20 protein-coding genes are annotated in these 24,012 nt (G+C 28.3%); 19 read left to right on the plus strand and 1 reads right to left on the minus strand.

Features of this window, described 5'->3' with window-relative positions; all coding sequences use genetic code 11:
- The first annotated feature begins 81 nt into the window (after positions 1 to 81).
- The 4 genes from I4U66_RS03560 (at position 82) to I4U66_RS03575 (ending at position 5,579) form a co-directional block, all read left to right on the plus strand.
- Positions 82 to 1,188, plus strand: coding sequence for a CbiX/SirB N-terminal domain-containing protein (locus I4U66_RS03560; RefSeq protein WP_092924129.1), 1,107 nt, complete (start codon positions 82 to 84; stop codon positions 1,186 to 1,188).
- Positions 1,189 to 1,197: 9 nt separating this feature from the next.
- Positions 1,198 to 2,463, plus strand: coding sequence for an EF-P 5-aminopentanol modification-associated protein YfmF (gene yfmF, locus I4U66_RS03565; RefSeq protein WP_092924132.1), 1,266 nt, complete (start codon positions 1,198 to 1,200; stop codon positions 2,461 to 2,463).
- Positions 2,464 to 2,476: 13 nt separating this feature from the next.
- Positions 2,477 to 3,769, plus strand: coding sequence for an EF-P 5-aminopentanol modification-associated protein YfmH (yfmH, locus tag I4U66_RS03570; RefSeq protein WP_195928497.1), 1,293 nt, complete (start codon positions 2,477 to 2,479; stop codon positions 3,767 to 3,769).
- 244 nt (positions 3,770 to 4,013) lie between these two features.
- Positions 4,014 to 5,579: a BCCT family transporter gene (locus I4U66_RS03575; RefSeq protein ID WP_195928498.1), complete on the plus strand. Its 1,566-nt coding sequence runs from the start codon at positions 4,014 to 4,016 to the stop codon at positions 5,577 to 5,579.
- A 52-nt stretch (positions 5,580 to 5,631) separates the two neighbouring features.
- Here the strand turns inward: I4U66_RS03575 and I4U66_RS03580 are convergent, their stop codons facing one another.
- Positions 5,632 to 6,273 carry a TrkA C-terminal domain-containing protein gene (locus tag I4U66_RS03580; RefSeq protein WP_195928499.1) on the minus strand — a complete coding sequence of 214 codons (642 nt, stop codon included), beginning with the start codon at positions 6,271 to 6,273 and terminating at the stop codon, positions 5,632 to 5,634.
- A gap of 205 nt (positions 6,274 to 6,478) precedes the next feature.
- Between I4U66_RS03580 and lgt the strand changes: the two genes are divergently transcribed.
- The 15 genes from lgt (at position 6,479) to sigG (ending at position 23,959) form a co-directional block, all read left to right on the plus strand.
- Positions 6,479 to 7,243, plus strand: coding sequence for a prolipoprotein diacylglyceryl transferase (gene lgt / locus I4U66_RS03585; RefSeq protein ID WP_271957200.1), 765 nt, complete (start codon positions 6,479 to 6,481; stop codon positions 7,241 to 7,243).
- A 24-nt stretch (positions 7,244 to 7,267) separates the two neighbouring features.
- Positions 7,268 to 8,203: a 16S rRNA (cytosine(1402)-N(4))-methyltransferase RsmH gene (gene rsmH, locus I4U66_RS03590; RefSeq protein ID WP_195928501.1), complete on the plus strand. Its 936-nt coding sequence runs from the start codon at positions 7,268 to 7,270 to the stop codon at positions 8,201 to 8,203.
- 412 nt (positions 8,204 to 8,615) lie between these two features.
- On the plus strand, positions 8,616 to 8,840 hold the full coding sequence (locus I4U66_RS14720) for a hypothetical protein (protein WP_240275605.1): 225 nt from the start codon (positions 8,616 to 8,618) through the stop codon (positions 8,838 to 8,840).
- 15 nt (positions 8,841 to 8,855) lie between these two features.
- Positions 8,856 to 10,835 (plus strand): stage V sporulation protein D, encoded by a 1,980-nt coding sequence (locus I4U66_RS03600; RefSeq protein WP_242871299.1) that lies wholly within the window; start codon positions 8,856 to 8,858, stop codon positions 10,833 to 10,835.
- A 221-nt stretch (positions 10,836 to 11,056) separates the two neighbouring features.
- A complete protein-coding gene (locus I4U66_RS03605; protein WP_195928503.1) occupies positions 11,057 to 12,430 on the plus strand; it encodes a UDP-N-acetylmuramoyl-tripeptide--D-alanyl-D-alanine ligase in 1,374 nt (457 codons plus the stop codon).
- A 37-nt stretch (positions 12,431 to 12,467) separates the two neighbouring features.
- The gene (gene mraY, locus I4U66_RS03610) at positions 12,468 to 13,439 is read left to right on the plus strand and encodes a phospho-N-acetylmuramoyl-pentapeptide-transferase (protein WP_092924153.1); all 972 of its coding nucleotides are present in this window, start codon (positions 12,468 to 12,470) and stop codon (positions 13,437 to 13,439) included.
- A 16-nt stretch (positions 13,440 to 13,455) separates the two neighbouring features.
- On the plus strand, positions 13,456 to 14,817 hold the full coding sequence (murD, locus tag I4U66_RS03615) for a UDP-N-acetylmuramoyl-L-alanine--D-glutamate ligase (RefSeq protein ID WP_195928504.1): 1,362 nt from the start codon (positions 13,456 to 13,458) through the stop codon (positions 14,815 to 14,817).
- Positions 14,818 to 14,850: 33 nt separating this feature from the next.
- Positions 14,851 to 15,981 carry a stage V sporulation protein E gene (spoVE, locus tag I4U66_RS03620; protein ID WP_195928505.1) on the plus strand — a complete coding sequence of 377 codons (1,131 nt, stop codon included), beginning with the start codon at positions 14,851 to 14,853 and terminating at the stop codon, positions 15,979 to 15,981.
- A 14-nt stretch (positions 15,982 to 15,995) separates the two neighbouring features.
- Positions 15,996 to 17,234 (plus strand): undecaprenyldiphospho-muramoylpentapeptide beta-N-acetylglucosaminyltransferase, encoded by a 1,239-nt coding sequence (gene murG, locus I4U66_RS03625; RefSeq protein ID WP_092924160.1) that lies wholly within the window; start codon positions 15,996 to 15,998, stop codon positions 17,232 to 17,234.
- A gap of 75 nt (positions 17,235 to 17,309) precedes the next feature.
- Positions 17,310 to 18,578 (plus strand): UDP-N-acetylglucosamine 1-carboxyvinyltransferase, encoded by a 1,269-nt coding sequence (gene murA, locus I4U66_RS03630; protein ID WP_166505899.1) that lies wholly within the window; start codon positions 17,310 to 17,312, stop codon positions 18,576 to 18,578.
- Positions 18,579 to 18,681: 103 nt separating this feature from the next.
- Entirely contained in the window at positions 18,682 to 19,404 is a 723-nt protein-coding gene (locus I4U66_RS03635; RefSeq protein WP_092924166.1) for a cell division protein FtsQ/DivIB, read from the plus strand.
- A 539-nt stretch (positions 19,405 to 19,943) separates the two neighbouring features.
- Positions 19,944 to 21,113 carry a cell division protein FtsZ gene (gene ftsZ / locus I4U66_RS03640; protein WP_092924169.1) on the plus strand — a complete coding sequence of 390 codons (1,170 nt, stop codon included), beginning with the start codon at positions 19,944 to 19,946 and terminating at the stop codon, positions 21,111 to 21,113.
- 405 nt (positions 21,114 to 21,518) lie between these two features.
- Positions 21,519 to 22,355: a sigma-E processing peptidase SpoIIGA gene (locus I4U66_RS03645; RefSeq protein WP_195928506.1), complete on the plus strand. Its 837-nt coding sequence runs from the start codon at positions 21,519 to 21,521 to the stop codon at positions 22,353 to 22,355.
- A gap of 28 nt (positions 22,356 to 22,383) precedes the next feature.
- Complete coding sequence (gene sigE / locus I4U66_RS03650; protein WP_092924175.1) at positions 22,384 to 23,106, plus strand: RNA polymerase sporulation sigma factor SigE; 723 nt, start codon at positions 22,384 to 22,386, stop codon at positions 23,104 to 23,106.
- A gap of 79 nt (positions 23,107 to 23,185) precedes the next feature.
- Entirely contained in the window at positions 23,186 to 23,959 is a 774-nt protein-coding gene (gene sigG / locus I4U66_RS03655; RefSeq protein WP_092924178.1) for an RNA polymerase sporulation sigma factor SigG, read from the plus strand.
- Positions 23,960 to 24,012 lie beyond the last annotated feature (53 nt).

The raw sequence follows: 24,012 nt of genomic DNA on the forward strand, positions 1-24,012 counted from the left end.
CATACATATTAATTATACATCATATATATAACAGATGTAAACTAGGCATGTACATCAAAAACCACTTTTGGAGTTGATAGTATGTTAATTTTGATTACCTTATTTATAACCATAGGATTAAGTTTAATACTAAAAGGCTACATGGAAAATATATTTATAATTATAAGTGCCATAATATTTTATAGACAGATAATAATATATAAAGAATATAAAAATCTACCTTATGCTTTTTTAATTTCCTTTATAGTATTAAACTCATTTATTTTTTTTATTAAAGAAAGTGTAAACATAAAAGAAGTACAACCTATAGGTGAAAAAGAAGAAACTTTAGTGTTATTAGTATCTGAGGGTGAAGATAGAAATTATAATATAAGAGAAAGAACTACTCAAATATATTATGAAAATGGGTATAAATCATTTATAACGGGTATAAGTGATTTATATAAATATAAATCTTATTACACAGACTTAGGAGATAGCGATTTTAAAAGGAAGACAAAAGAAATCGAAGAAAAGTTAAAACTTCATTTAGGAGAAGGATATGAGGTAGTAAATACGTATATGTACTCAAAACCATATTTTGAAAAAAGTATAGAAAATATAGTAGAAAGTAGGTATAAAAAAATAATAGTATGTCCTTTGTTTATGACAGAAGGAAAAGACTACAAAATATTTAAAGAAAGATATGAAAAATTAACACTAGTTCATCATGATTTATTTAATGTAGAAATATTAGAACCACTTTATAAATCGAATAATTTAGCTATGGTTTATAAAAATGAAGTAATAAGAAAAATAAATGAAATAGATGATGATGCTGGAGTACTATTAATAGGATTTGAGGATAAAAACAATTTAGAACAAGATATATTATTTAGAGAAAAAATAAAAACATACATAGAATATGAAGATAAAGATGATAGAATTCAAATAAAAATGCCTCTTTTAGAAAATAATAAAGACGATATAATAAAAGATGGGGAAGAATTGTTAGAATATGGAATAAACACATTGTATGTTGTTTTTCCTACATGCGCAATAGATAGTATATACACAAGGTATTTAGTAGATAGTATACTTAAAAATCTTGATATGGGAAATACTAAATTTTACTATATAGACCCTGAAAAAAAGATAGATTCTATAGTTGATGAACTTTTTACAAGAATATCATTAATGAATACGTAGGAGGATAAGATGGAAAAAGACGTAAAAAAAATAAGCTTAGGTCAAAATATTAATTTAACATTAATACCTGCAAGTAAGTTTAAGTCTAATTTAGTTAGTATATATATACAAAGACTATTAGACAGAGAAGAAGTAACAAAAAATGCATTATTACCTGCTATAATAACTAGTGGATGCGAGAAATATCAAAGTTCAAGAGAAATATCACATAAGTTAGATGATTTATATGGTTCATCTGTTATGGGAGATGTATCTAAAAGAGGAGAACGTCAAGTAATAAGTTTTAAAATAATAAGTACTAATCAAAAATATTTAGATGAAAAGATATTTAAAGATGTAATTGAGTTTTTTAATGAAGTATTAAATAAACCTTTAGTAATAGATAATGGATTTAAAAAAGATTACGTAGATATAGAAAAAAGAAACTTAAAAGATAGAATACAAGCAAAAATCAATGATAAAGGTAGATATGCACTTGAAAGATGTTTTGAGGAAATGTGCAAAGATGAAAGATATAGTATAAGTGAATATGGATACGAAGAAGATTTAGAAAAAATAAACGAAAAAGACTTATACGAACATTACAAGAAAATAATAAAAACATCTCCAATAGACATAGTTGTAGAAGGAGATTTTGATGAGGAAGAAGTAAAAGAAACAATAACTAAAAACTTTACTTTTGAAAGAGATGAAATAATAGATATACCAAGAGCTACTTATGAAAAGAAAGTAGAAAAAGTAAAAACTATTGAAGAAAAAATGGATATAACTCAAGGTAAATTAGTAATGGGATATAGAGCAAATATAGACTATAGTGATGAAAATAAATACTATCCACTAATAGTTGGTTCTAATGTATTAGGTGGTGGACCACATTCTAAGATGTTTGTAAATATAAGAGAGAAAGAAAGCTTATGTTACTATATATATTCATCAGTTGAAAAATACAAATCTATATTATTTGTATCTTCTGGAATAGAATCTCAAAACTATGAAAAAACAGTGGAATTAGTAGGTAAGCAATTAGATAGTGTTAAAAAAGGAGAAATATCTAAAGAAGAAATTGAAAACAGTAAAAGTGCTTTAATAAACTCTATGAAATCATTAGGAGATAGCATAGGAGGAATGTCTGATTTTTATTTTGCACAGGGAATGAGTAAAACAAATTCTACAGTAGAAGAAATAATAAACAAAGTGGCAAGCGTAGAAATTGAAGATATAGTTAAAGCATTTGAAAATATAGAACTTGATACTATATATTTCTTAAGAAATTAGTGAGGTGATAGATATGGACAAAATAGTTAATGATATACTAAATGAAGAAATGTACTATGAAAAGTTAGAAAATGGACTAGATGTTTACTTTATGCCTAAAAAAGGATTTACTAAAAAATATGCAGTATTAGCTACAAACTATGGTTCTAATGAACTAGAATTTGTACCTATTGGAGAAAATGAAAAAATAAGAGTAAATGAAGGAATAGCACATTTTTTAGAACACAAAATGTTTGAACAACCAGATGGTGGAAATGCTTTCGATAAGTTTTCTAAGTGGGGAGCAAGTGCAAATGCATTTACTAACTTTACTATGACAGCATATTTATTCTCATGTACTGAAAATTTCTATGAGAGTTTAGAACATTTAATAGACTATGTACAAACTCCTTATTTTACAGATGAAAATGTGGAAAAAGAAAAGGGAATAATAGAACAAGAAATTAAAATGTATAATGATGATCCAGATTGGAATGTATACTTTAACTGTCTTAAAGCATTATATGTTAATTATCCAGTAAGAGTAGACATTGCAGGTACAGTTGATAGTATATATAAAATAACAAAAGAAGAATTATACAAATGCTATAATACTTTTTATAACCCAGGAAATATGGCACTATTTGTTGTTGGTGACTTAGAGGTAGATAAGGTTATGGATGTTGTTAAAAAATCTAATAACTACGATGTAGACAAGTTATCTCATAAAATAGAAAAATTTTATCCAAATGAACCTAAAGAAGTAAATCAAAAGGAAGTAGTTGCGAAGTTCCCTATATCTATGCCAATGTTTAATATAGCATTTAAGGATGATAATGTAGGTATAAAGGGAAATGAACTACTTAAAAAAGAAATAGCTACTGAAATATTAATAGATATAATATTTAAAAAAGGTAGCAGACTATATGAAGATTTATATATGAGTGGATTAATAAATGAAAACTTTGGAGCAGGATTCTCATCTCAAATCGATTACGCCTTTACAATAATAGGTGGAGATTCGAATAATCCAAGAGAAGTAAAGAATAAAATATTAGAATATGTAGAAAAATATAAAAAAGAAGGTTTAGATGAAAAAGAGTTTGAAAGAATAAAGAAAAAGAAAATAGGAAACTTTTTAAAATACTTTGACTCTGTAAACTTTATAGCTAATAACTTTATATCTTATAAATTTAAGGATATAAATTTACTAGACTATCTAGATGTACTAAAATCAATAGAATTTAGTGAAGTAGAAAAAAGATTGCACAGTCACTTAAAAGAAGAATATTGTGTAATATCTATAGTTGAACCAAGTGGAAAATAAAAAATAGCTAACTCATTAGAGTTAGCTATTTTTTATAGTGAAAAGTCAATAGAAAAATAAAAAAATAAAAAAATTATAAATGAATACAAGTGCTGGAATTTCAATGTATTTAAATTGTATAAATTAAGAGAAAACAAAGGTCTTTTGTTGACACAAGATACAACTTGACGATATAATGAAGTTGTAGGTTATAAAAACTTTTGATTAAGTCACCTAAATAAATGAAGAATTAGGGGGAATTAATTTGAACAACATATACAACAAAAATAAAACGAATTATGTATTTTTATTATCGTTGATACTGTCAATATCAGTAGTCTTTTCTGGTATAGCATTTCCAGATAAATTCAAAGAAATATCTAACAACATGTTTAATGTCATAATAAAAAATTTCAGTTGGGTTTATATAATAACTATGTTAATATTAGTAGGTTTTGCAATATTTTTAGTTTGCAGTAAATACGGAGATATAAAACTTGGTAAAGATAATGATAAACCAGAGTTTAGTAAACTATCTTGGTTCTCTATGCTATTTGGAGCAGGAATGGGAATAGGATTAATATTTTTTGGTACAATAGAACCAATGAAACATTTTATAGCACCAATAGGGGCTACACCTGCTTCTGACGAGGCAGTAACATTTGCAATGCAACAGTCTTATATACACTGGGGACTTCATCCATGGGCAGCATATTCTATAATGGGACTAGCACTTGCATACTTCCAATTTAGAAAAGATTCACCAGGGCTTATAAGTAGCATATTCTTACCTATACTTGGAGAAGATGGAGTAAGAGGTCCAATAGGAAAAACAATAGATATACTAGCAGTATTTACAACAGTAACAGGTATAGCAACATCTTTAGGTATGGGAACTATGCAAATAGCAGGTGGACTTGAATATGTATTTAATATAGAAAACACTTTAAAGTTACAAATAATAATAATAGCTATAGCAACTGTTTTATATATATTAAGTTCAACTAGTGGACTTGATAAAGGAATAAAGATATTATCTAATGTAAACTTAAGTTTAGCAGTATTTATATTAGTTGGAGCAATAATAATAGGACCTAAATTAGAGATGATAGATAATTTTCGAAGTGGAACACAAGCATACTTAACAGAGTTTATATCTCAAAGTATATACATGGATCCAAGCAAAGAATGGATAGGTCAGTGGAGAGTATTTTACTGGGCGCTATGGATAGCTTGGATACCATTTGTTGGGGTATTCATAGCAAGAATATCAAAAGGTAGAACAATAAGAGAATTTATAGTAGGTGTAACTTTAGCACCAGCCCTAGTTTGTATGGTATGGTTTACAGTGTTTGGGACATTAGGTATACACTTAGGCCCAGCGTTTGTAAAAGGTGCAACAAAGGTCACGGAATTAGCCTTATTTGAAGTATTTTCTCAATATCAACTTGGAGGAATGCTATCAATAGTAGCTATGGTACTTTTATGTACATTCTTTGTATCATCAGCAGATTCAGCAACATATGTATTAGGAATGTTTACATCAAATGGGGATTTAAATCCTAAAGGAAGTAAAAAGATAGCATGGGGATTAATACAAGCTCTTCTTGCAATAGCACTTTTACTTTCAGGAGGACTAGATACACTACAAATGGTGTCTATAGTATCAGCATTTCCATTTACTATAATAGTTTTATTAAGCATTGTATCTATTATTAAAGCTCTTAGAGAAGAAGTTAAACAAGAAAATATATATGTAGTAAGTAAAAAATCAAGCTTATATAAAGATAGAAAGTCAGCAAAATACAATATAGAAAAAATAAACAATTAATTTAGATAATAAAAGCAGATTATCACAGAAGATAATCTGCTTTTATTTGTGCTTAAACATCATTTTTAGTGTTATCCTCATATAAAAATAAAGGAACTGAATGGTGGATACTGCTATCCCCAACAACTAATAATATATCATTTTCCATAAATTCTATGTAGGGTCCAGGTGAAATCAGAAGTTCTCCATTCCTTTTAACACCAACTATTGTAGCGCCAGTATGCTGCCAAAACTTAGTTTCTCCAGAAGTCATACCTATAACTCTACATTCTTTAGTTATCTCAAATTCAAAAGGAACTAAAGGGTTTATATTGGCTAGCCTACTAGAGTAGTCTATTATTTTATTTATATTATCAAGTATTTCATTTTCTAACTTAGTTTTTGATGCTAAAAGTTTATTTAAATTAGATTTGTATGATGATACATTTGTAATATTTTGGTTCTTATTTAGAAAAGAAAGTGCTTTATCCGATGATAAAACTAAAATACCTTTTCCTTTAACGCTAGAAACTACGCCTAAATCTTCTAGTATTTTCATAGCTCTTCTAATTGTCTCAGGAGAAACATTATAGGTAGCAGCAAGAGAAGATCTTCCCTTTAGTAAACTACCTTCTTTAATTTCTCCAAGGTGAATTTTATTAGCTATATCTAGAGCGATTTTATGATATATAGGCATTGAATATTTTTTTTCCATATCTTCACCTCAAGTATATACTTATCTATAATATTTTACTTCCAAGTAACTAATATGTCTATATAAATAAAATTAGTTAAATATTAAATAAAATACTATTAACATTGAATAATTAGCATATATAAGATATATTAATATTATTAAAATATTACAGAGAAATTCATAATTTATACAAGTTTTATATTTACAATTAAATAAAAAACAAATTCAAGAGGTGAAAAATATGGACAGAGTAGCATTTAACATATTTGGGATAGATGTTATGTGGTATGGGATACTAATGGCTACAGGGATGATTTTAGGAACTATAATAGCTTTAAGGGAAGCTAAAAGAGTTGAAATTAAAGAAGATGATGTACTAGATTTAGCCATAGTTGCTATACCAACAGGCTTATTATGTGCAAGGCTGTATTATGTAATATTTAATTGGGAATATTATTCTCAATATCCTTCACAAATACTAAACTTTAGAGGTGGAGGAATGGCTATACATGGAGCCTTAATAGGTGGAGTATTAGCTGGGTACATATTTACAAAAATAAGAAAAATAAATTTCTTAAAAATGGCAGATACAGTTATAATAGGTATGCCTTTAGCTCAATCTATAGGTAGATGGGGCAATTTTATAAATGGAGAAGCTCATGGAGGACCAACAACGCTACCTTGGGGCATAATGGTAGATGGTGTAAAGGTTCATCCAACATTTTTATATGAATCTATTTGGGATTTAGGAATATTTATATTCCTATGGTTATTTAGAAAGAAAAAGAAATATGAAGGGCAAATAATAGTATATTATATTATATTATATTCAACAGGAAGATTCTTTATAGAAGGTCTTAGAACGGATAGTTTAATGCTAGGGCCTATAAGAATGGCACAAGCTATTAGTTTAATAGGAGTTATAGGTGGTATTATTTGTCATATATACTTATCAAAAAAATCAAAAAAAGAAAATACAGAAGAATAAAGTTAGGTTAAGGAGAATATCAAAATGGAATTTCATCACGTATCAGTACTTTTAAATGAGTGTATAGATAATTTAAATATAAAACCAGATGGAGTGTATGTAGACTGTACAATGGGTGGTGCTGGACACTCAAAGGAAATAGTAAAAAGATTATCAGATAAAGGGTTATTTATAGGATTTGACCAAGATAAAAATGCTATAGCTACAGCAAAAGAAAGATTAAGCGAATATAGTGATAGAGTAAGATTTGTTCATAGTAATTTTGAAAATTTAAAAGAAGAATTAGAAAAAATAGGTGTAAATAAAATAGATGGAGTTTTAGCTGATTTAGGAGTATCATCTCATCAATTAGATGAAGCTGATAGAGGATTTTCATATATGCAAGATGCACCACTTGATATGAGAATGGACGTAAGATGTGATTTTTCTGCATATGATGTGGTAAATACATATAGTGAAGATGAACTACACAAAATAATAAAAGAATACGGAGAAGAAAATTGGTCAAAGCGTATTGCTAAGTTTATAGTTGAAGAAAGAAAAGAAAAACCTATAGAAACAACAGGTGAACTTGTAGAAGTAATAAAAAAGGCAATACCTAAAAAAGCTAGAATAGATGGACCACATCCAGCTAAAAGAACTTTCCAAGCTATAAGAATAGAAGTAAATAATGAATTAGGTGTAATAACTAAAATGATAGATGATGCAGTATCTATAATGAATAAAGGTGGAAGAGTTTGTATAATAACATTCCATTCATTAGAAGATAGAATAGTAAAAAATGAATTTAGAGACTTAGCATTAGATTGTGTATGTCCATCTCATATACCAATGTGTCAATGTGACAAAGAATCACTTGTAAAAGTAATAACAAGAAAACCAATATTACCAAGTGATGAAGAAATAGAAGTTAACCCAAGAAGTAGAAGTGCAAAACTAAGAGTATGTGAAAGAATATAATATAAAAAGAGTGTGTTGTGATTATAAAATCATAACACACTCTTTTTTATTTTCATAAAGACAAAATTTTATTAAATAGATTATGTAAATTAATGTAATAAGAAAAAATTATTTTGTTATATATAATCATTTCCTAGTTTTTTTGTTTGTTATTGTATTTATTTTACGATGAAAGTTTAAAGGAAGGTAGTGTATAAACTTGAAATATATAAATAATTTACAAATTTAAATTTAGAAAGAATTTTATATAAAATAAATCAGAAGATAAAGTGAAGGTGGATTAATGGAAAAAAATAATAAAATCAAGGATATAAACGAATATAAAAAGAGAAAAAAGAATAAACATAAAATTATAAGAGCAAAAAAAATAAAAAAAATGATTTTTATTCTCTCATTATCAGTAGGAGTTTTTATGACATTAATAATAAATATATGTGGCTATTCAGTAATAGGGGAACTTAAATATAGCATAGGTAATCTTAAAAAAGAATTGAGAAAAGAAGAAATAAGGCTAGAGGAAGCAAAAGCTAATGCAGATACTAAAACATCAATACAGGAAATAGAAAAAAGAGCTAGAGAAGAACTTAATATGGATTATCCTACAAAGAATCAAATAAGATACATACAGATTAAGTAGTAAGGGGGGAAACAATTGAGTAAAAAAGTAAAAAGAATAAGCAAAAAGAGGTTAGTGCTTGTTCTTATGTTAGCATGTATTCTTTTTTTGGGACTAACATTTAGAACAGGATATCTTCAACTCGTAAAAGGGGAGTGGTTAAGTACTAAGGCAATTGAACAACAAACTAGAGAAATTCCTATAGAGCCTAAAAGAGGAACTATATATGATAGAAACATGAAAGAACTAGCCGTAAGTGTTACAAAATACACTGTGTGGTGTAAGCCTGTAGAAGTCAAAGACAAAAAAAGTGCAGCAACACAAGTAGCTGAAATTTTAGACAAAGAATATGAAGACATATATAAGCAAGTAAATAAAAAAAATATGGCATTAGTTAAAATAGAAAGATGGATAGATGATGAAAAAGCGACAAAAATAAGAGAAGCTAAAATACCTGGTATATGGGTAGCAGAAGACAATCAAAGATACTATCCATATGGAAACTTTGCTTCTTATGTATTAGGACATACATCAAGTGATTCCCAAGGAATAGCAGGTATTGAGATGCAATATGATAAGTATTTAAAAGGTCAGGCAGGAAAATTAATAGTAAGTACTGATGCATCAGGAAGAGAAATACCAAGAGGAATGGAACAATACTATGAACCTGTTCAAGGTAAGGGGTTAGTACTTACAATAGATGAAGTAATACAACATTATACTGAAAAAGCTGTTCAAAAAGCTTATGAAATTAATAATGCTAAAAGGGTAACAGTTGTAGCAATGGATCCTAAAACAGGAGATATATTATCTCTAGCATCTAAGCCAGATTATGACCCAAATGACCCAAGAACTCCAATATATCCATACTATCAAGAAGAATTAGATAAATACAGTGAAAAAGATAAGATACAAGGATATTATAAAATGTGGAGAAATCCAGCTATAAGTGATACATATGAACCAGGTTCAACATTTAAACTTATAACATCATCATCAGGATTAGAAGAAAATGTAATAAAAGAAAATGATAAGTTCACATGTACAGGTGGAGTAACTATCAAAGGTCAAAGAATAAAATGTTGGAGACATTATAGACCTCATGGAGAGCAAAGTTTTAAAGAAGGAGTGCAAAATTCTTGCAACCCTGTATTTATAGAAGTTGGTAATAGATTAGGAGTATCAAAGTTATATGATTACATAGAAGGATTTGGATTTATGGATAAAACAAATATAGATCTTCCAGGAGAAGCAAAAGGTATACTATATAATGAAAAAAATGTTGGTCCAGTAGAGTTAGCTACTATATCTTTTGGCCAATCTATATCTGTAACTCCAATACAACTAATAACTGCAATATCATCTATAGCTAATGATGGTAATAGAATGGAGCCTAGATTTGTAAAAGCTTATACAGACAATCAAGGGAATGTAATTGAGGAAATAAAACCTACGAAAGTTAAACAAGTAATATCAGAAGAAACATCAAAGAAGATGATGGACATAGTAGAATCTGTTGTAAGCCAAGGATCAGGTAAAGCTGCATATATCCCAGGGTATAGAATAGGTGGAAAAACAGGTACTGCTCAAAAAGTTATAGATGGAAGGTATGCACAAGGAAAATATATATGTTCATTTATAGGCATAGCTCCAACTGATGATCCACAAATAGTAGTACTTGCAATAGTTGATGAACCAACAGGGGTAAGTGCTTTTGGTAGTACAACAGCAGGACCTATAGTAAAAGAAATAATGAATGATGCACTACCTTATTTAGGAGTAGAGCCAAAATATAGTGAAGAAGAAAAAGAAGAATTTGAAAAAAATAAAGTTACAGTTCCAGACGTAAGGGACTTAGCTATAGAAGATGCTGTTAAGGCATTAGAAGATGTTAACTTAATACCTAACTTAGACACAGATATAGAAATTCCTAAAGGGACTAAGGTTATTGATATGTTTCCAAAACCTGGTATAAAGGTAGATGAAGAATCTAGTATAGCACTTTATTTTAAATAATTAATAGATATAAAAGAACTATAATACTTCTGGAGGGAAATGTAAAAATTTGTAATTGAAAAGCAAAAGATTATTAACATCTGTTAGAAATACCTTCAAAAAAACAATAATATATTATATAATTATAAAGTTAAGAGTAGAAGGGGGGCAATGTATAACACATACATTGCCCTTTATTCAGAAAATTAAGTTAAATTTAATAACTTAAAGGAGGTTGAAAGATGAAAAGTCTAACAGTAGCTGATATAGTTATTGCAACGAAAGGTAAATTAATACTAGGCGATGAAAATTTCTGTATTGAAGATATAGTTATAGACAGTAGAAATGCAAATGACAAAAATGCATTTGTTGCTATAGTAGGTGAAAACTTAGATGGACATAAGTTTATGTGCTCAGCATATGAAAATGGATGCAAAACTTTTATAAAAAATGAAAGTAGTAGCATAAAATTAGATAGTTCGGACATAAATTTAATAGAAGTCAAAGATACTGAGGTAGCTGTTGGTGATATAGCGAAATATTATAAAGAGCAATTTGATATACCATATATAGGAATAACAGGTAGTGTTGGTAAAACAACTACAAGGGATATGGTATACTCAGCAGTATCATCAAAGTTTAATACTTTAAAAAACGAAGGTAATTTAAATAATCAATTAGGAGTTCCATTAACATTATTTAAATTAGATGACAGTCATGAATGTGCAGTTATAGAGATGGGGATGTCAGGTTTTAATGAAATAGAATACCTAGCTAATATAGTTAATCCCAAAATAGGAGTAATATCTAATATAGGGTTATCTCATATAGAAAATTTAGGATCTCAAGAAGGTATATTAAAAGCTAAACTTGAAATAGCCACAAATTTTGATTCTTCATGCACATTAATAGTTAATGGAGATGATAAGTTTTTATCAACCTTAAAAAACAAAGAACTTAACTATAATCTAAAAACTTTTGGATTTACAAAAGACAATGATATATATTGTGAGAGCTATGAAATGAATGAAGATAGTATAACATTTACATGTATAATAAATGGTTCTAAAGAAGAAATATTTATACCTACAGTAGGTGAACACAATATATACAATGCAATGGCAGCAGTTTTAGTTGGAATGAGTTTAAATATTTCACTAGATAAGATAAAAGAAGGGTTAAAAAACTTCAAAGCTACAAAAATGAGACTAGACATAATAAAAAATGAAAACCTAACAATCATAAATGATGCATATAATGCTAGTCCAGATTCTATGAAAGCAGCTCTAAAAATATTAGGAAGATATAATAAAAGAAGAGTAGCTATACTTGGAGACATGTTTGAAATGGGTGAACATGCAGAGTATGGACATAGATTAGTAGGAGAAGAAGCAGTTAAAAATACTGACTTATTAATAACTATAGGTAATGATTCAAAGTTTATAAAAGATGAGGCAGTAAAATTAGGATTTAATAGCCAAAATGCATATCATTTTGAAACTAAAGAAGAAGCTATAAGTAAAATAGATAGTTTAGTAAATAAAGAAGATGTAGTTTTAGTTAAAGCATCTAGAGGTATGAAATTAGAAGAAATAGTAGAACATCTTAATAAGTAATTAACAAAAGAAATAGCCAGCAAGGGAGAGGAGATATATTATGTTAGGAATAACAGAACTTACGTATACATCATTGATTTCATTTCTAATAGTAATAATATTAGGACCAATTTTTATACCAATGTTAACAAAATTTAAGTTTGGGCAGACGGTTAGAGATGATGGTCCTCAAACACATTTAGCAAAAAATGGAACACCTACTATGGGTGGAATATTAATGATGGTAGCAATACTAATAACAGGGCTTACTAGAAGTCAAATTGGAAATGATTTAATAATAGGTCTTATATCAATAATAGGATTTGGTATGGTAGGATTTTTAGATGACTTTATAATAATAAAGAAAAGAAGATCTTTAGGTTTAAAGCCTTGGCAAAAAATAGTGCTTCAATTTGCACTTGCTATATATATATCATATTATCAATATAGTGCATCGCCAAGTGCAGCGCAGCTTATAATACCATTTACAGATGCATATATAAACTTAGGACCATTATACGTACCTATAATGACATTTATAATAATAGGTATAGTAAATGCAGTAAACTTAACTGATGGATTAGATGGGTTAGCATCAGGAATAACTTTAATAGTTTCAATATTCTTTATGTTACTTGCATCATACACTACAGTTGCAAATCCTGATGTTGCAGTATTAGCAGCAGCTACAGTAGGAGCATGTTTAGGATTTTTAGGATTTAACTCATACCCAGCTAGAATATTTATGGGTGATACTGGTTCTATGGCATTAGGTGGAGCAGTTGCGGCATTTGCAGTGTTAACTAATTCAATATTATTAATACCATTAGTTGGAGGAGTATATTTTGCAGAAGCATTATCAGTAATACTTCAAGTAGGATCTTTCAAACTAAGAGGAAAAAGAATATTCAAAATGGCACCTATACATCACCACTTTGAACAATGTGGATGGCCTGAAACTAGAGTGGTATTTACATTCTGGATAGTTACTGTAGTTTTAGCATGGATAGGAATAATAGCAATATTCTAATTGTGGGGGTAATAAAATGAACCTTAATGGAAAAAAAGTTCTATTAGTAGGGCTTGCAAAAACTGGTATATCAACAATAAAGCATTTAAATAAATTAGGTGCTAATATAATAGTAAATGATATAAAAGAAAAAGAAAAACTAGAAGATATATTAAATGAATTAAAAGACTTAGACAATATAGAATATATCTTAGGATATCATCCAGAAAATATAGATGATATAGAATTAGTAGTGGTATCTCCTGGAGTTCCTCTAGATTTACCATTTATACTAAAGATAAAAGAGAAAAATATAGAACTAATTGGAGAAGTAGAATTAGCTTATAGACTATCTACTAATAATCCAGTATTTATAGGTATAACAGGAACAAATGGAAAAACTACTACAACAAGTTTAGTAGGAGAAATATTTAAAGCTAATAGCAATGATACATATATCGTTGGAAATATAGGTAATCCTGTTATAGATACAGTGGAGGTTACTACTAAGGATTCTGTATTAGTAACAGAGCTAAGTAGCTTCCAATTAGAAAGTATAGACACTTTTAAACCACGTGTTAGTGCTATATTAAACTTTACAGAAGATCATTTAAATAGACACCATACGATGAAAAACTATATACAAGCAAAATCTAGAATATTTATGAATCAAGATGAAGAAGACTTTGCTATACTAAATTACGATGATGAAAATGTAAGAGCATTAGAAGATAAAGTTAAAGCTAAGAAAATATTCTTCTCAAGAACTACAGAATTAAAAGAAGGAATATTCTTAGATAAGAATAACAATATAGTTATAAGATTAGATAAAGAAATAGTACTTTTAAACAAAGATGAGCTAAGTTTACCAGGAAATCATAACTTAGAAAACTGTATGGCAGCAGCAATGATTGCATATGTTCTAAAAGTTGACATAGAAGTTATAAGAAAAGTACTAAAAACATTTAAAGCGGTAGAACATAGACAAGAATATGTTAAAACGCTAAATGGAGTAACATTTGTAAATGACTCTAAAGCTACTAATCCAGATTCATCTATAAAGGCAGTACAGTCTTACAAGGAGCCTATAATATTAATAGCAGGTGGTATGGATAAGAAAAGTACTTTTGATGAATTTTTAGAAGTAGCTAAAGAAAATGTAAAAGCATTAGTTCTTTTAGGGGAAACAGCAAATTTAATAAAAGAATGTGCAATTAAAAAAGGATTTAAAAAAATATATCTAGTAAAAGATATGGAAGAAGCAGTTAATACATCTTATAAAATCGCAAAAGAAAATGATGTAGTACTTCTTTCTCCTGCTTGTGCAAGCTGGGATATGTATAAGAGTTATGAAGTAAGGGGTAATGACTTCAAGGATAATGTAAACAAATTAAAGTAACCTCTTAGTCTTGGGAATGGAGGTAAGTCTTTAATGACTAAGGAAGCTTTAAAAAAACAAATTGAAAAAAATGTTAAAACAGAGTTTGATAGTGTGATATTTTACACTACAATGACTTTAGTATTTATAGGAATCATCATGGTGTTTAGTGCGAGCTTTGTTCAATCCTCCTTTAAGCATCATGATGCTTATTATTTTCTAAAGAGAAATGTAATTTATGCAATACTAGGATTTATTTGTATGATTACTATTTCAAATGTAGATTATAAGGTCTGGAAAAAGAATACAAAGCCTATAGGTATAGTATCTATAATACTACTTATATTAGTACTTACTCCACTTGGAATAAAAGCAAACGGAGCTAGAAGATGGTTAGGGGTAGGTGCATTTACAATACAACCTGCTGAAATAGCTAAATTTGCAACTATAATAATTACAGCTAAATTAATAGAGAAAAAATATGAAAATATAAAGTCTTTTAGAAAAGGGATTATACCACTAATGTTAGTACCACTTTTATTTTTTACACTTATAATGGGTCAACCAAACATGTCAACAGCAGGAACTATAATATTAGTAACATTTGTTATGATATTTGTTGCAGGGATGAGTATGAAAATAGTTGGATTTATGTTTGGTAGTGGTATTGCATTATTCTTAGCACTTGGATTAACTTCAGAGTATAGATTAAAGCGTATATTATCATTTCTAGACCCTTTCCAAGACCCATTAGGTAATGGGTATCAAGTCATTCAAGGGCTTTATGCATTAGGCTCTGGAGGACTATTTGGCATGGGACTAGGAAAGAGCCAGCAAAAGTGGTTTTACATACCAGAGCCCCAAAATGACTTTATATTTGCTATAATAGGAGAAGAGCTAGGTCTTATAGGTTGTGCAGTAGTTATAATGTTATTTGTTATACTAGTGTATAGATGCGTAAGAATAGCATTAAAATGCGACAATATATTTGCTTGTATGGTAGTTATAGGAATTGGTGCACAAATAGGAATACAGGCAGCTTTAAATATTGCTGTAGCAACATCATCAATGCCAGTTACAGGAGTTGCATTACCATTTATAAGTTATGGGGGAACTTCCCTTGTAATATTTATGAGTGCTATAGGAATAGTCCTAAATATCTCAAAACATGTCAAAATTAATTAACAGGAGAGGATAAAATGAGAGTTTTATTATCAGGCGGTGGAACTGGGGGACACGTTTATCCAGCCATAGCCATAGCAAATAAAATAAAAGAGGAGCATCCAGAAGCAGAAATACTTTTTGTAGGAACTCAAAAGGGTATAGAATCAGAAATAGTACCTAAATATGGATATAGATTAGAAACAGTAACAGTACAAGGATTTAAAAGAAAAATAGATTTGGATAATGTAAAAAGAGTATTTAAGTTATTTAAAGGATTAGAGCAATCAAGAAGAGTTGTTAAAAAATTTAAGCCAGATGTTGTAATAGGTACTGGTGGATATGTAAGTGGTCCAGTTTTATTTAACTCAGCTATAAACAAAGTTCCAACAGTAGTACATGAACAAAACTCTTTCCCAGGCGTTACTAATAAAATACTTTCTAAGATGGTTACAAAAGTATTAACAAGCTTTGAAGATTCTCATCAAAGATTCCCTGAAGATAGTAGAGAAAAATTAACACTTACAGGAAATCCAGTAAGAAAAGAAATACTAAATGCTAGAAAAAATATAGCAAGAAGAAATTTAGGGATAACTGAAGATAAGAAAATGGTACTTTGCTACGGAGGTAGTGGAGGAAGTGAAGATATAAACAATGCAATGAGATTAGTCATAGATAATATGGTAAAAGAAGACGTAGCATTTATATTTGCTACAGGAAAGTATTACTATGAAGAATTCTCTCAGACTATAAGTCACTTAAATTTAAAGCCATACCAAAAAGTAGTACCATATTTAGAAGATATGGCTAATGCATTAGCAGCAAGTGATTTAGTTATAGGAAGCGCAGGGGCTATATCTTTAGCTGAAATAACAGCACTTGGAAAACCATCAATAATTATACCAAAAGCATATACAGCTGAAAATCATCAAGAGTATAATGCTAAAAGTATAGAAAATCAAGGTGCTGGAATAGCGATACTTGAAAAAGACTTAACTCCTGAAAAATTAAATGAAACAGTGTTTAGGCTTTTAGGAGATAAAGAAAAATTAATAGATATGGCAAATGCAAGTAAAGAAATAGGAAAGCCTGAGGCTATTGAAATAATATATGATGAAATACTAAAAATTTATAATGCTAATAACAAGCAAAAATCACCATCTAAAAAAGAAAATAAAAAGATAAAAACAAATAATCAAGCAGAAGAAGTACAAAATGCTTGTAATAAAGATACAGAACAAGAACAACCAAAAGTAATTGGAATAAAGAAAAAGTAACATATATCCCCTCTAGTACATAATATTTAAATTATAGACCTTATGATTTAACATACAGCACTAGGGGGGATAATTTTGTCTAAGTATATAATTAAAGGTGGCAACAAAATAGAAGGAAAGCTTAGTATAAGAGGAGCTAAAAATGCTATATTACCAATAATGGCAGCCACCATACTTAATGAAAGTGTGAGTATTATCCATAATGTACCTGATATATCAGATGTACATTTTATGATAAAAATATTAGAAAGCATTGGATGTAAAGTAAGTTATAGCGATGGTACACTTATTGTAGATAGCTCATTTGCTGATCAAGTGGAGATAGAGGAGTGCTACGTTAGAAAAATGAGATCTTCCATAATTATAATGGGAGCAATGATTGGTAGATTTGATTATACTAAAATAAGTTACCCAGGAGGATGTGCAATTGGTTCAAGACCAATAGATTTACACCTTAAGGCTTTAAAAAAATTAGGTATAAGGATAGAAGAGGACGAAGGTTTTATAAAGTGTTATAAGGATAGTTTAGAGGGAAATATAATAAACTTTGAGTTTCCAAGTGTTGGAGCTACCGAAAATGCAATTCTAGCTGCAGTTAAAGCAACAGGAATAACAAAAATATATAATGCAGCTAGAGAACCTGAAATAGAAGATTTACAAAATTTTTTAAATAAAATGGGTGCCAAGGTAAAGGGAGCCGGAACTAATTATATAGAAATTGAAGGTGTAAAAAAACTTCGCAGAGTAGAACATGATGTCATACCAGATAGGATAGCAATAGGAACATATATGATAGCATCGGCATTAACTAATGGTAAACTTGAAGTAGATAATGTAGTAATATCACATATGGAGCCTATAAGTGATAAGCTAAGAAGTGCAGGGTGTGAAATAGAGTATAAAAATGGTGGGTTATTACTTAAACCACCAAGTAAAATAAAATCAATAGATTTAGTTAGGACTTCACCTCATCCAGGATTTCCAACAGATATGCAAGCTCAACTTATGACATTTATGACCCTTTCGGATGGGATAAGTGTATTTCATGAGACTATTTTTGAAAATAGGTTTATGCATTGTGCTGAATTAACTAGGTTAGGAGCTAATATTAAATATATAACAGAAAATATATGTATGATAAAGGGTGTAGAAAAGTTAAGAAGTGCAAAAGTTAAATCTCCAGACCTAAGAGGAGGGGCAGCTTTAGTATTAGCGGCATTAACTATTCCACAGGAAACGGAAATAAGTAATATATATCATATTGAGAGAGGTTATGAAAATATAGAAGATATCCTAACAAGATTAGGTGCAAATATATTAAAAATAGAGGAAATAGAAAAATAAAAGGCTTTTAAGCCTTTTTTTCATGAAGATTATATTGTATAAAGGATAAATTATATTATTAGTTGTATTAATATTATATACGATTTTTAAGGAGATATATTTTATGAAAAGATTAAAAAAGGGAGCTTTAATAAATATTCTAATATTAATACTAATAATTATAGTAATTTTATACACACTACTGAATAGCAAGATTTTCAATAGTAATCAAATAAGAATTGAAGGAAATGAGAAAATTTCAAAGGACTATATAGTTAGAATTCTAGATCTAAGAGAAGATAAAAATATATTTATGTACAACTTAAAAGATATGGAAAAAGAACTTGAGGAAAATAAGTACATAGAAGATGTAAGGGTAAAAAGGGAATTTCCAAATAAGCTACATATAATAATTATAGAAAAAGAAATATCAGGAATAATTCAAGATGATGGTTTAAAATGTTATATTGATAATAAAGGTAAGTTTATAGATAAAGTTAAGAAAGATGAAGAAATAGATAATTATCTTATGATAGATATTGGATATAAGCTAGATAAGAATAATAATATAAAGTTTAAAAAAGAAAGATATAAAAATAATTTATTGGAAGTATTAAAAAATATAAAAAGTTGCACTTTATACAAAAAAATAAATAAGGTTAAAATAGAAGAAGATTCTATAAGAATGTACACTCCAAAAGGTTTAGAAATTATATTTTTAAACAATAAAGAGATAGAAAAAAATATAAAAAAAACAGAAGCAATATTAATAGATTTACAAAGTAGTAAAATAAGTAAAGGAACAGTTGATTTTAGACAGGGTAAAAATCCAATTTACATGCCATAAGTATGAGTGATTTTACCAAAAATAATATAAAAAGGCATAGTGATTTTTAATATACAACTAAAAGTTATGAATGAGGAAAATAATATAACAAAAAATTCCTACAAAAAATATAAATAAAAAGTATTAAAAAACTTGAAAAATATAAGTGTTTCAAAGTAAAATAAAGAGGGTAAGCATTTATGATATGGATATTAATAAGATTAGCCTTATGTATAGTAGATTGATATTATATAACGTTTACTTATCCTATGGATTATTTTTTATATATCTGTAGAAATACTTATAAGTAAGGATTTTATATTTGGTGCAATAAAGTCTTGGTTTTAAGGTAAATATGTCACTAAACTAGTGTTTAGGTCGAGATTATATGACAACTTATCAGTTATTAGAAGACATATTGTTACAAATTTAAGAAATAAAAAAAGAGGAAATTGAATATTTTTGTGGAATAACTTAGTTAATTATTAACAAAAACAAGAATTAAATGATATAATTAATACATACATTTACTTATAATCATAAAATAGGGAGGTTACGCGATGCTAAACTTTGACGTTGAAACAGATGGACTTGCACAAATCAAAGTAATAGGTGCAGGTGGCGGTGGAAACAATGCTGTTAATAGAATGGTTGAAGCACAGCTTCAAGGTGTTGAGTTTATAGCTGTTAATACTGATAAACAAGCTTTACTTACATCAAAAGCAGAATATAAAATTCAAATAGGTGAAAAATTAACAAGAGGGCTTGGAGCGGGAGCAAATCCTGAAGTAGGAAAAAGAGCCGCTGAAGAAAGTAAGGATGAAATAGTAAAGGTACTTCAAGGTGCTGATATGGTATTCGTTACAGCTGGTATGGGTGGAGGAACAGGAACAGGTGCTGCTCCAGTTATAGCTCAACTTGCTAAAGAAATGGGAATACTTACAGTAGGAGTAGTTACAAAGCCGTTCTTATTTGAAGGTAAAGTAAGAATGAAAAATGCAGAAAATGGTATAGCTGAATTAAAGTCAAAAGTTGATACATTAATAACTATACCTAATGATAGACTTTTACAAATAGTACAAAAGAATACATCTATGCTAGACGCATTCTCTATAGCAGATGACGTATTAAAGCAAGGTATACAATCTATATCTGATTTAATAGCTGTACCAGGACTTATAAACTTAGACTTTGCTGACGTTACTTCTGTAATGAAAGAACAAGGACTAGCTCATATGGGTCTAGGAAGTGCTTCAGGTGAAAATAGAGCTATAGAAGCAGCTAGACTAGCTATACAATCACCACTTCTTGAAACATCAATAAGAGGTGCTAGAGGAGTCTTACTTAACATAACAGGAGGACCTAACCTAGGATTACTTGAAATAAATGAAGCATCAACTCTAGTTAATGAGTCATGTGACCCAGAAGCAAACATAATATTCGGTGCATCTATAAGAGAAGACTTAGGTGAAGAAATAATGATTACTGTTATAGCGACTGGTTTTGATGAAAATAATCATGACTTAGGTTACAAGATAGCTGAAAAACCAAAGGCTACTTCAAGACCTACTTTAAATACACAACCAACACAACCAGCACCACAAATGCAAAAAACATCAATAATAGAAGAGAAAGAAGAGATCATAGCTCCAAAAGAAGAACCTAAAAGATCTAGCTTTATGGAAGAGGATGAAATGGAGATACCAACTTTCTTAAGAAGAAGAAGATAAAGAAGTCTAAACGACTTCTTTCTTTGTATATAAAAAATTTTTATTAAGCTTAAAATATTAAAAAATATATAGATAGCATATATAAATCTAAAAAATACTTGAGAAATTAGCAAATTAAGTAGAGATATGAATAAAGTAAAATTTTTATATAAAAAATTAGTTATTATAATTTTAAGAATAAAGATAGATAACTTTGAATAAATATTAGTATAGAGAATAACAAAGTTAATTAAATAAAAACAATATAACAATACTATATAAATATTAAATAGAAAAGAAAGCAGAATGCTTTCTTTTTTTGTGAATTTTTACACTAAAATAAATGGGTTTCGACCATTAAAAATGACATAAAATTATAAACTATCTAACTTATAATATACACAAAGGTTAAAGGAGGTTAGCTTAATGTATATAGAGTACTACATTATAGAAAACCTATTAATAAATTATATTATTATAAGTTGTACATCTATACTAACAAAAAAATATAATAACAATAAAAAAAAATGGATATGTGCATCTGTAGGTACATTGTATTCAATTGCGTACATTTTTCCACAACTAGATATATTATTTACGCTACCACTAAAGATTATTATCATAGGACTAATAACATTATTTTTATTTGATTATAAAAATAAAAAAGAATACTTTAGAGTATTGTTGGTATTTTTATTAGTTAATATATTTATTTCTGGAACTACATTTTTTATAATTTATTTCACAGGTATAAGTCATTTAAAGATATCATTTTTAATCATTTGTGCATATACAAGTTGTGAACTTTTAAAATATATCTATAATGATATAAGTTTAATGAGGCAAATAAAGGAGAGTGCAAAAGAAATTGAAATAACATTGCTTAATAAGACATGTAGTTGCAAGGCATTATTAGATACTGGAAATTTATTAAAAGATCCTTTAAGTAATAATGACATAGTAATAGTAAAATCCAAAGCTTTGAGAAATATAATTCCAAGCTATCTATACGATTATGAATACGATGATATAGATATAGTTGAGATTGAAAGTATAATAGATAATTTAGAAAGTGATATTGCATCTAGGGTAAGAGTTATACCTTATAAGCATGGTGGAAGTAGCAAAAATAATATAATGCTTGGTATAAAAGCTGATTATATAGAAATTGATAAAACAAAAATAGGTAATATAGTGGTTGGAATATCAGATTTTGATGATGATAAATACAATGCTATACTAAATCCTAGTATATTATCGTAAATAAAACAAACAAAAGGGGGAGATTATTATGAAGTCATTAATTGCAAAGTTATCTATCAGAATTAAGAAAATACTAATTAAATTTAAAATCTTAAAACCAAAAGGTGTGTATTACATGGGGGGCGTAAATGTATTACCACCACCATTAAATTCAGATGAAGAAAGTGAGCTATTACAAAGGTTAGAAAAAGATGAAGAAGTAAAAACAATTTTAATAGAGAGAAATTTAAGATTAGTAGTATATATATCTAGAAAATTTGAAAACACTGGAATTGATATTGAGGATTTAATATCAATTGGCACGATAGGACTTATTAAAGCTGTAAATACATTTAAGTTAAATAAAAATATAAAATTAGCTACTTACGCATCAAGATGTATCGAAAATGAAATCCTAATGTATCTTAGAAAAAATAATAAAAAGAAGGTAGAAGTATCCTTTGATGAACCTTTAAATATAGATTTAGATGGAAATGAACTACTACTTTCAGATGTATTAGGAACAGAAAATGATGAAATCTATAAAATAATAGAAGAAGAGATAGATAAAGATTTATTGGTTATGGCTTTAGATAGATTATCAGATAGAGAAAAGCAAATTATGGAATTAAGGTTTGGGTTAATAAATAGGGGAAGGGAGAAAACTCAAAAAGAAGTAGCTAATATACTTGGAATATCTCAATCTTATATATCTAGATTAGAAAAAAAAATAATATCAAGATTAAAAAAAGAAATGAAAAAATTTATATAATTATCTCTTAAAAGTATAAAAAAATATGATGTGTAAATAATTTCATATAGATAAAACTTTTAAGAGAGGACTGAAATTTATGCAAATTAATAAAGTTGAAATCTGTGGTGTAAATACATCTGAACTTCCAGTACTTAAAAATAATCAGATGACCGAACTTCTTCACAAGATAAAAGATGGGGATGAAGAAGCAAGACAGCAATTTGTAAGAGGTAATTTAAGACTAGTTTTAAGTGTAATACAAAAATTCAACAATAGAGGGGAAAATATAGACGATTTATTTCAAATTGGATGTATAGGACTTATAAAGGCTATTGATAACTTCGACTTAAGTCAAAATGTAAGATTCTCAACTTATGCAGTCCCTATGATTATAGGTGAGATAAGAAGATATTTAAGAGATAACAATCCAATAAGAGTAAGTAGGTCATTAAAAGATATTGCATATAAGGCCTTACAAGTAAGAGAAAGACTTGTTAGATCAAATTCAAAGGAACCTACAGTATCTGAGATATCTAAGGAATTAGAATTACCTATTGAAGATGTTGTAATGGCATTAGATGCAATACAGGATCCTATATCATTATTTGATCCAGTTTATCAGGATAATGGAGATGCAATATTTGTTGTGGATCAAGTTCAAGATAAAAAAGATACAGATGAAAATTGGTTACAAGAAATTGCCTTAAAAGAGGCCATAAAAAAATTAAATAGCAGAGAAAGGTTAGTTTTAGATCTTAGGTTTTATAAAGGAAGAACTCAAATAGAAGTAGCTGATGAGATAGGTATATCGCAAGCGCAAGTATCAAGAATAGAAAAAAACGCATTGAAAAATATGAGAAAATATATATAATATATAGTATAAGAAAAATCGTTGGTATATAATGCCAACGATTTTTCTTAGAA

It is taken from the genome of Romboutsia sp. D33t1_170424_H2, from assembly GCF_015669105.1.
In the GTDB taxonomy this organism is placed as follows: Bacteria; Bacillota; Clostridia; order Peptostreptococcales; family Peptostreptococcaceae; genus Romboutsia_C; species Romboutsia_C hominis.

Excerpts from the sequence above, each read along its gene's own strand:
- I4U66_RS03560 (WP_092924129.1), top strand. The coding sequence starts at position 82 with ATGTTAATTTTGATTACCTTATTTATAACCATAGGATTAAGTTTAATA.
- yfmF (WP_092924132.1), top strand. The coding sequence starts at position 1,198 with ATGGAAAAAGACGTAAAAAAAATAAGCTTAGGTCAAAATATTAATTTA.
- yfmH (WP_195928497.1), top strand. The coding sequence starts at position 2,477 with ATGGACAAAATAGTTAATGATATACTAAATGAAGAAATGTACTATGAA.
- I4U66_RS03580 (WP_195928499.1), bottom strand. The coding sequence starts at position 6,273 with ATGGAAAAAAAATATTCAATGCCTATATATCATAAAATCGCTCTAGAT.
- rsmH (WP_195928501.1), top strand. The coding sequence starts at position 7,268 with ATGGAATTTCATCACGTATCAGTACTTTTAAATGAGTGTATAGATAAT.
- I4U66_RS14720 (WP_240275605.1), top strand. The coding sequence starts at position 8,616 with ATGACATTAATAATAAATATATGTGGCTATTCAGTAATAGGGGAACTT.
- I4U66_RS03605 (WP_195928503.1), top strand. The coding sequence starts at position 11,057 with ATGAAAAGTCTAACAGTAGCTGATATAGTTATTGCAACGAAAGGTAAA.
- murD (WP_195928504.1), top strand. The coding sequence starts at position 13,456 with ATGAACCTTAATGGAAAAAAAGTTCTATTAGTAGGGCTTGCAAAAACT.
- spoVE (WP_195928505.1), top strand. The coding sequence starts at position 14,851 with ATGACTAAGGAAGCTTTAAAAAAACAAATTGAAAAAAATGTTAAAACA.
- murG (WP_092924160.1), top strand. The coding sequence starts at position 15,996 with ATGAGAGTTTTATTATCAGGCGGTGGAACTGGGGGACACGTTTATCCA.
- I4U66_RS03635 (WP_092924166.1), top strand. The coding sequence starts at position 18,682 with ATGAAAAGATTAAAAAAGGGAGCTTTAATAAATATTCTAATATTAATA.
- ftsZ (WP_092924169.1), top strand. The coding sequence starts at position 19,944 with ATGCTAAACTTTGACGTTGAAACAGATGGACTTGCACAAATCAAAGTA.
- I4U66_RS03645 (WP_195928506.1), top strand. The coding sequence starts at position 21,519 with ATGTATATAGAGTACTACATTATAGAAAACCTATTAATAAATTATATT.
- sigE (WP_092924175.1), top strand. The coding sequence starts at position 22,384 with ATGAAGTCATTAATTGCAAAGTTATCTATCAGAATTAAGAAAATACTA.
- sigG (WP_092924178.1), top strand. The coding sequence starts at position 23,186 with ATGCAAATTAATAAAGTTGAAATCTGTGGTGTAAATACATCTGAACTT.